Here is a 10,420-nt window from a genome sequence, read left to right as displayed (position 1 = left end):
GGTCCCCGGGCCGTCCCGCGTCGAAAGGGAGGCCGTTCGCGTCGAGGCGGACACGGGGAAACAGGCCGTCCCGCCGGCGCCCGAGCACAGCGACAGGGGCGCGGCGCGGCCCGTAGGCGAGTCGCTGGCCGCGGCGGAGCTGATCGCGCCGACCCGCGGACTCTCGCCCGACGACGCAGCCGGGGTCCAGCGCGGCATCGCCGAGGAGCTGATGAGGCGCGCCGGCTTTCCCAGCCGCTGCAACGTCATCGAGGGCGAGTACAACCAGGTGAGGATCACCGTCGACTCCGACAGCGCGGCCGTGCTGATCGGCCGACGCGGCAGCACCATCGACGCGGTCGAACATCTCGTCGAGCGCATGGCCAACCAGGCGGTCGGGGATCACACCCGCATGAACCTGGACATCAACAACTATCGGCTTCGCCGCGAGGGCCAACTGGAGGCGAACGCCCAGGACGCCGTGCGCCAGATGCTCGAGTCGGGCAAGGATGTGCACACGCCGCCGCTGTGCGCGCGCGAACGCCGCATCGTACACCTCGCGATCGAGAAGATCGCCGACGCGACGACATACACCGCCGGCTTCGGGCCCGACCGCCACGTGGTGGTCACGCGCGACGAGAAGCAGGATGGCAAAGCCCCGGGAGACGACCGGGAGCAGGACGACGATGTTCTGATAGATCGTTCGCCGGATGCGCAAGCGGAGGCGGACGACACGGCGGAAGAGCGGTAGGCGACGCACGGACCGCCGGCATCGGATGACGGGGCGGCGCGGTGTGCCGCCCCGTCTTGCGAGGGAGGGCGACCCCGTTGAGTGACGCGTTCTACCACGCGACCGCGGACACGATCGCGGCCGTGGCGACCCCGGAGGGGGAGGGCGGCCTGGCCGTGGTGCGCCTGAGCGGGCCGCGCGCCCTGGAATTCGCGTCCGCCCTGCTGTCGGACGGACGCGACCGCGCCGACCTGCGCTCGCACCGGGCGTTCCTCGGCGTGCCGCGCTGCCCACGCAGCCGCGACGAGCTCGACGAGACGCTGGTGCTGCCGATGATGGCGCCCAATTCGTATACCGGCGAAGACACCGTGGAATTCTACTGCCATGGCGGCCGGTTGCCCGCGCGTCTGGTGACCGAAGCCTGCCTCGAGCTCGGCGCGCGGCCGGCCGGCCCCGGCGAGTTCACGCGACGCGCCTTTCTCAACGGACGCCTGAGCCTCGACCAGGCCGAGGCCGTGGCCGACCTGATCGCCGCGGAGAGTCGACTCGCCGCCAAGGGCGCCCTGCGCCAGCTCCGCGGCGGCTTCAGGCGCCGCATGGAATCACTGGAGAAACCCCTGCTGGGGCTGCTCGCCGAGCTGGAGGGCGGCCTGGAGTTCGGCGAGGAAGACGAGCTGGAGGTGACGGGCGAGCGGATCGCGGGAGCGCTCGCCGACGCCCTGGACGGCGTGGACCGCCTGCTCTCGCACGCCCGGGCGGGGCGCCAGCTGCGCGAGGGCGTTCAGGTGGTGATCGTCGGCGAACCCAACGCCGGCAAGAGCTCCCTGTTCAACGCCCTGCTGGGAGAGCCGCGGGCCCTGGTGGATCATGAGCCGGGCACCACGCGGGATGTCGTCGCAGCGCGGCTCCGTCACCGCGGCGGCACGTTCAACCTGCACGACACGGCGGGTCTGCGCGAAGACGGGGGGCGCGTCGAGACCATGGGCGTGGAACGCGCACGCGGCGCGGCCCGCTCGGCGGACCTGGTGTTGCAGGTCGTGGATCTCGTGGCCGGGAAGCGCGGAAGCAGGCCGGACCCGGATCATGCGGTGCCGGTCCTCGTCGTGGGCGCCAAGGCGGACCTCGTGCCGGAGGCCGGCCTGCGGCGCGTCGCACCGTCGGTCATCGTCACCTCCGCCCGCGACGGCCGGGGTGTGGAGACGCTGAAGGACGCCATGCACGACGCGGCGAACGCCGCGCAGCTCGAAGCGGCGGCGTCACTCGGCGTCGTGCTCAACCTGCGGCACGTCCACCGCCTGAAAGACTTTCGCGGACATCTCGAAGAGTTGCGCGGGGTCGTCGGGGCGGGAGCGGCGCAGGAGGTCATCTGCTCGCTGTTGCACATCTCCCTCTGCGAGCTCGGCGAGATCACCGGCCGGGTGTTCACGGAAAAGCTCCTGGGCGAGGTCTTCAACAGGTTCTGCGTAGGTAAATAGTTGCGACACAACACGATACAATGACAAACAGGTTTGACATCATCGTCGTCGGCGGCGGACACGCGGGGATCGAGGCCGCCCTCGCGTCGGCTCGTCTCGGTGCGCGCACGGCGCTGGTCACCCACGATCGCCTCGAGATCGGGCGCATGCCGTGCAACCCCGCCATCGGCGGCCTCGGCAAGGGGCACCTGGTCAAGGAGATCGATGCGCTCGGCGGCGAGATGGGCCGCGCCATCGACCGGGCCGGCATCCATTTCCGCATCCTGAACCGGCGCAAGGGGCCGGCGGTCCAGGCGCCGCGGGCACAGGCGGACAAGCTCGTCTACCAGTCGCTGATGTGCGACATCGTGTCCAACCGGAAAGGCCTCGAGGTGATAGAGGCCGACGTGTCGGGCCTGCTCAGGGATGATGGCGCGGGAGGACGGCGCGTGCGCGGCGTCATGCTGGGGAGCGCCCGCGAACTTTGCGCCGATCGCGTCGTGCTCTGCACCGGCACCTTCCTGGGAGGATTGATGCACGTGGGGGACACGCGCGTCCAGGGGGGACGCGAGGGGGCCGCCGCTTCGCTCGGTCTCGGCGCCGCGCTCACCGCGGCCGGCCTGGAGCTGGTGCGCCTGAAGACAGGCACGCCGCCCCGCCTGCACCGCGACACCATCGACTTCGAACGCGTCGAGCGTCAACGGGGCGACGACGACCCCGCACCGTTCTCGTTCCGAACCGTGGATTTCGCTCCGGACCAGGTCGATTGCCACGTCACGCACACCAACGCCCGCACCCACGAGATCATCAGGAACAACCTCGCGCGGTCGCCGCTCTACGGCGGCATCATCGAGGGCACCGGGCCGCGCTACTGTCCCTCGATCGAAGACAAGATCGTCCGGTTCGCGGACAAGACGCGTCATTTCGTTTTCCTGGAACCCGAGGGACGCGACAACGAGGAAGTGTACGTGAACGGGCTCTCCACGAGCCTGCCGCGGGATGTCCAGGAGGACATGGTCCACAGCATCGTCGGGCTCGAAGAGGCGGTTTTGACCCGTAGCGGCTACGCGGTGGAATACGACAGCGTCCCGTCCTGGCAGGTGAACGCGTCCCTCGAGGCCAAGCCGGTGGCGGGACTCTACCTGGCCGGCCAGATCCTCGGCACCTCGGGCTACGAGGAGGCGGCCGCCCAGGGACTCGCGGCCGGCATCAACGCCGTGCGCAGCCTCACGGGCAAGGCGCCTGTCGCATTCCCGCGGGAACGGTCCTACATGGGCGTCCTGCTGGACGACCTGGTGACAAAGGAGATCACCGAGCCTTACCGCATGTTCACCTCGCGCGCGGAGAGCCGCCTCTACCTCAGATGCGATAACGTGGCCGAACGCATGCTGCCCCTGGCCCGGGAGATCGGTTTGCTGGAGACTGGGGATCTCGCGCACCTGGGCGCGCGCGGCGAGGCCGCGCGGCGGACGTTGTCCTTCTTGAAGACGGCCCGGGCGACCGATGGGTTGACTGGCCGGCGAATCGCCGCGGCGGAATTGATGAAACGACCCGAAAACAACATCCAATCTCTTATGAGCGCCGATTCATTCATGCGGGCCGATCTCGACGCCCTGCATGCGTCGGCAGGTTACGAGATCCTGCTCTCCCCCGCCGACCTGCGGGAAGCGGAGACGCAGGCAGCCCTCGATATCCGCTATGCAGGATATATCTCCCGGCAGGACAAGATGTTACGCAACAGGAAACATCTCGACCACCTGCAGTTGCCGCCCGAACTGGATTATTTTTCTCTGACGGCCCTGAGCAACGAAGCGCGCGAAAAGCTCGCCGGCATGCGGCCCTCGACCCTGGGACAGGCGAGCAGAATTGACGGTGTGCGTCAATCCGACCTGGCGGTTCTGAGCGTGATGGTGATGAGATTAAAGAAGAATGATGATGGTTGAACACTCCGAGAGGATCGACGCCGTCCTGCGGCGGTACAAGGATGAGGTGATGCGCTGGAATGCCGGCTTCAGCCTGGTCTCCCGGGTAGCTACGCTCGACAGGCTCGATAATCTGGTTGCGGAGAGCGTGTCTTCCTATGAGGCCCTGATGGAATCGGTTCTTCCTGCCGCCGAATCATCTTTTCCGGGCCCGGCGGCCGCTTATCATTATGCCGACCTCGGCTCCGGTGCGGGCATCCCTGGGCTCGTCTGGCACCTGCTGTCGGGCGAGCTGGGATTCGGTGGCCGGGAACATGTGGGTTCGATCCTGGTCGAACCGAGACACAAGCGCGCCTGGTTTCTCGAGCGAGCGATCGAGGTCATGGGCCTGCGCGATATCCGCGTCGGGGAGGATCAGTGGGGCCCCAGGACGGCCCTGTGTGGCGACGACTTGCCCGCATCCATGACGGGCGTGGTCACCATGAAGGCCCTGCGCCTTACGGATGAGGAAGTTATCGCCGGCTGGCGTCGCTACAGGCGGGATGTCCGGGCGGCCGACGATTCACTCGTCATTTGCAGGCTTCATGGCCGGTCGCGTGGTCTGGATGATGATCTTCGCGGCCGACTTCGCCTGCCCGCCGCGGGTTCGGGCGGATGTCCCGGGACACCAAGGGCATGCCTGTTTCCGGTCGGTGGCGATTCGCGCCCCTGGAGTCTCCTGGTCTCTCTCTACCCCCACCTTTAGGCCCCCCTGTTCCACGTGGAACACGACCCCGGGCTGTTCCACGTGGAACAGCATCATCCGGCGGCCCGGTTTTCCACAGAAAATTCAACAACATTGTGTACAACAGAAGAAATCGGCTGGACATGCGGCTGATTTACCGGTTATCTTCCCCCCCTCGATCCTCCACATCGAGAAGAAAGCACGGATGGACGGGGGCGGCATGGGCAAAATCATCTCCATTTCCAATCAGAAGGGCGGCGTGGGCAAGACCACCACCGCCGTCAACCTTTGTGCCTGCCTGGCGGCGGCCGAGAGAAACACCTTGTTGCTCGACCTGGATCCACAGGACAACGCCACGAGCGGTTGTGGCCTGACGGATTTCAAGTTGACGAGCTATGAGCTCCTGCTCGGCAATGCGGACCTGGAGGCGTGCGTCTATGCGACTTCCATACCCTATCTCGATATCGTGCCCAGCGATCGTCGTCTCGCCGGCGCCGAGATCGAGCTGGTGGCCCAGGTGTCGCGCGAGAGGTTCATGTCGAGCGCCCTTCAGGACGCGCACGAAACCTACGACTTCCTGATCATCGACACGCCGCCCAGCCTGGGGTTGTTGACGCTCAATGCCTTGACCGCCGCCGACTCGGTGCTCATTCCCATCCAGTGCGAGTATTACGCCCTGGAGGGCCTGAGCCAGCTTTTGAGCACGGTTCAGATCGTACAGAAGAGCCTGAACAGATCGCTCCGGATCGAGGGCGTCCTGCTGACCATGTTCGACCGGCGCCTCAAGCTGTCCAACCAGGTAGCCGACGAGGCGATCGGCTACTTCGGCGACACGGTGTTCGAAACCAAGATTCCCCGGAACGTTCGGTTGAGCGAAGCCCCGTCGTTCGGCAAGCCGATCCTGCTCTACGACGTGGATTGCCAAGGCTCACAAAGCTACATGGAACTTGCCGGCGAGGTCATCGCCAGGAACAAGGGGATGGCCGAGGCGCGAGCCTGAGGAGGCGAATCATGAATCCGAGACAAGACCGTGTGCTGGGGCGCGGGCTGTCGGCGCTCATTTCCGGGGCGACGTCCGAATCCAGCGGCGGCCTGGGCGACCGCGAGGCGCGCATGATCCCCCTCGGGACCATCGGACTCAACCCCACCCAGCCGCGTAAAATCTTTAAAGACAATACGTTACATGAACTCGCCGACTCCATCCGCCAGGTCGGCGTTTTGCAGCCGATCCTCGTGAGACATCTGCGCGACGACGAGACGCGACCGGTGAGCCTGGACGACCGCCTGGATCCGGACGGCGACGTCTCGGGGAGCGAGCCGCTCGACTACTGCCTGGTCGCCGGCGAGCGACGACTGCGCGCCGCACGGCTCGCCGGTGTCGCTTCGATACCAGCCTTGATCTGCTCGTACGAGGAAACCGAGGCGCTCAAGATCGCTCTGCTCGAAAACATCCAGCGCGAGGATCTCAATCCCATCGAGGAGGCGTCCGCGTTCAAGCGGCTTCTCGACGATTACGGAGCCACGCAGGAGGAGCTGGCGATCATGCTCGGCAAGGGCCGCAGCGGCGTGGCCAATACGCTGCGCCTGCTCTCGCTCGAGGTCGAGATCCAGGAAATGATCCAGGACGACCGTATCTCGCGGGGTCACGCCAAGGTCCTGCTGGGCGTGACCGACTCGGAGGCCAGGCTCCGGCTGGCCCGCCTCTGCCGCAACCGGGGGCTGTCGGTGCGCGAATGCGAGAAGCGCGTGCGCGGCCTGTTGACGGGCGGGACCCGACCGCAGAATAAACGCGGCAAGCGTGCCGCGGTCGACGAGACCCGCGAGGTGCGCGTCCTGCGCGAGAGGGTGGAGGCCCATTACGGAGCTCCCGCGCAGATCGAACGCGACAAGGACGGACGCGGTCATCTGTCGGTGCGCTTCTATACGAACGATGATCTGTTGCGCATCCTGTCCCTGATGGGCGTCGAGACCGACCTGTCCTGAGCCACGACCGCACCGACAGAGGTAATTAGCTGCAAGACAACAAGTTGAAGAAACACACGCCGGCGTTGAGCCGTTTCGATCCCTTGCTGGTCCTGCTGGCCATCGCGACGGGCGCGCTGCTGGTGGCCGTGGCGCTCGGATCCGCCCAGCTCGTGGCGCATCTGCGTGCGGGTCGACCGCTCTTCTCCTCGTCCCAGTCGGGCGGAATAAGCCTCTTTTCCCAGATCTGGTCCATCGTCTCCATGTTCCTCTTCGTGGCCGTCGGCTGGGGTTTCTGGGCCATCTTCCGCCGCCGCCAGTTCGACGAGCTGCGGTTGCGCCGCTCGGAACGCAAGTACCGCGACATCATCAACCACGCCGGCGAGGCCATCTTCCTGCTCGACGGCGCGGGCCGCGTGCTCGAGTGGAACAAGGCGGCCGAATCGCTCTTCGCCGCGCCGCGCCGCAACGTTCTGGGCAAGCCGTTCCGCGACATCCACATCTGTTACGGGGTGGAGATCGAGAAGGCCATGGGCGATTCCGTGCGCCTGAGCCGCAGCATCCACTTCGAGTTTCCGCTGCGGCGACGGGGCCGGCAGGAACTCGGACAGCTGGCGATGACCGTGTCGCATATCGCGGCTGGTCCCGGCGATCGCGGCGGGGAAGGCGCGCAGGCCTTCGTCGTGATCGCCCGCGACATCACCTCCGAGAAGAGGCTGGAGGCGCGCATGAGCGAGACCGAGAAGCTGGCCGGCATCGGCCAGTTCGCGGCCGGCATCGCGCATCAGCTCAACACACCGCTCGGCTCAATCCTGCTCTCGGCGCAGATGCTGGAAGAATCCGTCGCCTCGGAAGATGACGTGGAAGACGTACAGCGCATCATCAGGCAGACCGAGCAATGCCGGTCGATCATCAAGGGCCTACTGAACTTCGCGCGGCCCTCGGGCGGCGAGCGCGGGCGCCTGGACCTGGCCGAGGTCGTCCGCGACACGGTCTTCCTCATGGAGAAGCCGATCAGGCTGCAGAACGTGGAGGTGACCATCGACGACCGCGATCCCGGTACGATCACCGGGAACCGCAACGAGCTCGAGCAGGTCGTCTTCAACCTCATCGCCAACTCGCTCGACGCCATGCCCGCCGGCGGCGAGATCGCCATCCGGATCGAACGGGGCGATCCCGGCGAGGTGGAGATGGTCTTCGCCGACGACGGCGAGGGCGTGCCGCCTGAGTATCGGGACGAGATCTTCCTGCCCTTCTTCACCACCAAGGCGTACGGCAAGGGCACGGGTCTCGGCCTGTCCATCGTCGCCCGGATCATCCACGAACACGGCGGCCGCATCGAACTCGCGCAGAGCGAAGGCGCCCGCTTCCACATGGCGTTTCCCGGCCACAGGCCCGGCGCCGAGCGCGTAAGCGCATCCCTGATCGAGAGCGAAGAAGACGCTCCCGCGCGGGAGGACGACCGCGCCGGATGAAAGGAGTGAATATTGCTGCTGCGTTTTCCGCCGCACACCCGGATCATCGTGGTTCCCAGCGACGACCAGAGCACCAACGAATTCAGCATCAGCCGGCGGTTGCTGGTGGCCATGACGCTGCTGCTGGTTCTCGTAACGCTCCTGTTCCTGGTCGTGATCCTGTCCTACTCGACCCTGTTGCAGCAGGCCCGCCAGGTGCCGGAGCTGCAGGGGCGGCTGGTGGCGGCCAACGCCCAGCTCGTCCGGGTCCAGGAACTCAACCGCGAGCTCGACCAGATGCGAGACATGCAGGAGCGCGTGCTCACCATGCTCGGCGTGAACCAGCTGCTCGACGATGCGGCGGAGGACACCGCGGCGGACGCGGGCGATCCGATGCGGGCCAGGCTCGGCGAGGTGGCGGGCGTGATCATGACGCCGCCGCCCGACGTGTGGCCCGTCGAGGGCCACGTGACGCGGGAATTCGAAGCCGGCGACCTGGTCGACGGCTTGACGCCCCATTACGGCATCGATCTGGTCGCGCCCGTCGACACGGAGGTGCGCGCCGCGGGCCGGGGCATCGTGCAGAGCGCGGGCTGGGATGACGATCTGGGAAACTTTGTTGAAATCCGTCACGGTTTCGGTTACGTAACCATCTACGGGCACTGCAGCCGCCTGATCGCGCAGGCGGGCGACCGCGTAGAGCCGGGCCAGGTCATCGCCGCGCTGGGCGGCACGGGACGCTCCTCGGCGCCCCATCTGCACTTCGAGATCTGGCGTGACGGCGAGGCTGTCGATCCGCGGAACGTGATACCGGGAAGTCCCGGGGAATGATAGTATGTCAGGAGTGACGGGCGACGGATCCGTCGCGAGACCGGATTAAGGAGACCGGGGAACCCGCATCGCACGCCCCGGGCACGCCCGCGGCGGCGATCTATAAGGAGGTACGAGAATGTTCGGCAAGGATCCCGAAAACCAAGACACCGACAACCGACAGACATCGATCCTGGCCCAGGGCTGCAAGTTCGACGGCAAGGTCGAAGCCTCGGGCACCTTCCGCATCGAAGGCGATTTCAAGGGCGACATCGCGACGCCAGAGAATCTGATCATCGGCAAGACCGGCACGGTCAACGCCACGGTGAAGGTCAAGAACGCCATCATCGGCGGCCAGCTCTTCGGCAACATCGTCGCCGAGAACAAGATCGAACTGCAGAGCGGATCGCACGTCGAGGGCGACATCAAGACCAAGCGCCTGGTCATAGACGAGGGCGTCTTCTTCGAGGGCAACTGCAGCATGGGCGGGCCCCGCACGACACCCGCGAAGGGGCCCGCGGCCGCCCCCGCCGCGCAGCCCGTGGGGCAGCCCGGGGCGGGCGCGGGAAAATAAACGCAAACGGTCTCCAATAGGCCGCCAGTGCCCGAAAACGCCCTGTTATTTATTTGACTTTCAAGGGCACGATTCACTTATTTGTGCCGGTTTTCGGATCGTGTCGAAGACCGGCGCATTTTTCCGATCCGCCAGGCTTCGTTCGACTGGAGCGCCCTGAGATGAACAGGCCCGGGAACAAGGACCGCGGCCGCCGCATGCGGGATGTGGGGATCTACACCACCATCCCCACCATGCTCGTGGTCGGTCCGGTGCTGGGCTACCTGCTGGGGCACTGGGCGGCGGGCCGCTGGGGGCACGCCACTGCCTTCGAGACCGGCGGCGTGATGCTCGGTCTTCTCGCGGCCTTCAGGCAGGTCTGGCTGCTGCTGAAGCTGCAGGGGGGCCGCAAGTGAATTCGACGGTCCTGAGGAAGGCGCGGCTGTGGACCCTCGCGGCCGCGACCGTCATCTCGCTGGTCCTGGGCCGCCTCACGGACGCGCGCTTCGCGCTCGGATTCCTGGGTTCGGCCGCCTGGGCCGTGATCGGCTTCTGGCTCGTGGAGGCGTTGATCCGCCGGGCCCTGGTGCCGCCGGCGGTCGGCCGCAACCGCGGCGCCATCGCCCTGCTCGTGGCGGGAAAGCTGGCGCTCTATGCCCTGGCGCTGTGGATCCTGTTGAGCGGGATCGCGCCGGCGATGAGTTGCCTCTACGGCTTCTCGTTGATTCTGATCGTACTGGTGATAACCGTGCTGGCGATCCGACCGGGTCTCTCGGCGGAGAGGCTCTCGGAACGGGGAGACCATGACTAGATTCTCGCCCCTGATCGTCCT

11 protein-coding genes are annotated in these 10,420 nt (G+C 66.5%); all 11 read left to right on the top strand.

The window, feature by feature from the left end; genetic code table 11:
* A partial coding sequence (locus tag KJ554_02720) for a KH domain-containing protein (GenBank protein ID MBU0741251.1) occupies positions 1-730 on the top strand: 730 nt, incomplete at its 5' end.
* Positions 731-807: 77 nt separating this feature from the next.
* Positions 808-2,184, top strand: a complete 1,377-nt coding sequence (gene mnmE, locus KJ554_02715; protein MBU0741250.1) for a tRNA uridine-5-carboxymethylaminomethyl(34) synthesis GTPase MnmE — start codon at positions 808-810, stop codon at positions 2,182-2,184.
* 20 nt (positions 2,185-2,204) lie between these two features.
* On the top strand, positions 2,205-4,106 hold the full coding sequence (mnmG, locus tag KJ554_02710) for a tRNA uridine-5-carboxymethylaminomethyl(34) synthesis enzyme MnmG (protein MBU0741249.1): 1,902 nt from the start codon (positions 2,205-2,207) through the stop codon (positions 4,104-4,106).
* A 49-nt stretch (positions 4,107-4,155) separates the two neighbouring features.
* Positions 4,156-4,830, top strand: coding sequence for a class I SAM-dependent methyltransferase (locus KJ554_02705; GenBank protein MBU0741248.1), 675 nt, complete (start codon positions 4,156-4,158; stop codon positions 4,828-4,830).
* A gap of 199 nt (positions 4,831-5,029) precedes the next feature.
* A complete protein-coding gene (locus KJ554_02700) occupies positions 5,030-5,809 on the top strand; it encodes an AAA family ATPase (GenBank protein MBU0741247.1) in 780 nt (259 codons plus the stop codon).
* Between the two features lie 11 nt (positions 5,810-5,820).
* Positions 5,821-6,792 (top strand): ParB/RepB/Spo0J family partition protein, encoded by a 972-nt coding sequence (locus KJ554_02695; GenBank protein MBU0741246.1) that lies wholly within the window; start codon positions 5,821-5,823, stop codon positions 6,790-6,792.
* Between the two features lie 44 nt (positions 6,793-6,836).
* A complete protein-coding gene (locus KJ554_02690) occupies positions 6,837-8,246 on the top strand; it encodes a PAS domain S-box protein (GenBank protein ID MBU0741245.1) in 1,410 nt (469 codons plus the stop codon).
* A gap of 12 nt (positions 8,247-8,258) precedes the next feature.
* Entirely contained in the window at positions 8,259-9,056 is a 798-nt protein-coding gene (locus KJ554_02685) for a M23 family metallopeptidase (protein ID MBU0741244.1), read from the top strand.
* Positions 9,057-9,174: 118 nt separating this feature from the next.
* Positions 9,175-9,609, top strand: a complete 435-nt coding sequence (locus KJ554_02680; protein ID MBU0741243.1) for a polymer-forming cytoskeletal protein — start codon at positions 9,175-9,177, stop codon at positions 9,607-9,609.
* 161 nt (positions 9,610-9,770) lie between these two features.
* Positions 9,771-10,004, top strand: coding sequence for an AtpZ/AtpI family protein (locus KJ554_02675; GenBank protein ID MBU0741242.1), 234 nt, complete (start codon positions 9,771-9,773; stop codon positions 10,002-10,004).
* Positions 10,001-10,399, top strand: a complete 399-nt coding sequence (locus KJ554_02670; GenBank protein ID MBU0741241.1) for a hypothetical protein — start codon at positions 10,001-10,003, stop codon at positions 10,397-10,399. The genes KJ554_02675 and KJ554_02670 overlap by 4 nt, the downstream gene beginning before the upstream one ends.
* The last annotated feature ends 21 nt before the right edge of the window (positions 10,400-10,420 follow it).

The sequence above is a fragment of the bacterium genome, from assembly GCA_018814885.1.
Lineage (GTDB): Bacteria > Krumholzibacteriota > Krumholzibacteriia > LZORAL124-64-63 > LZORAL124-64-63 > JAHIYU01.
This window is presented reverse-complemented; position numbering and strand designations above follow the sequence as displayed.

Excerpts from the sequence above, each read along its gene's own strand:
- mnmG (MBU0741249.1), top strand. The coding sequence starts at position 2,205 with ATGACAAACAGGTTTGACATCATCGTCGTCGGCGGCGGACACGCGGGG.
- KJ554_02675 (MBU0741242.1), top strand. The coding sequence starts at position 9,771 with ATGAACAGGCCCGGGAACAAGGACCGCGGCCGCCGCATGCGGGATGTG.
- KJ554_02700 (MBU0741247.1), top strand. The coding sequence starts at position 5,030 with ATGGGCAAAATCATCTCCATTTCCAATCAGAAGGGCGGCGTGGGCAAG.
- KJ554_02705 (MBU0741248.1), top strand. The coding sequence starts at position 4,156 with ATGCGCTGGAATGCCGGCTTCAGCCTGGTCTCCCGGGTAGCTACGCTC.
- KJ554_02695 (MBU0741246.1), top strand. The coding sequence starts at position 5,821 with ATGAATCCGAGACAAGACCGTGTGCTGGGGCGCGGGCTGTCGGCGCTC.
- KJ554_02680 (MBU0741243.1), top strand. The coding sequence starts at position 9,175 with ATGTTCGGCAAGGATCCCGAAAACCAAGACACCGACAACCGACAGACA.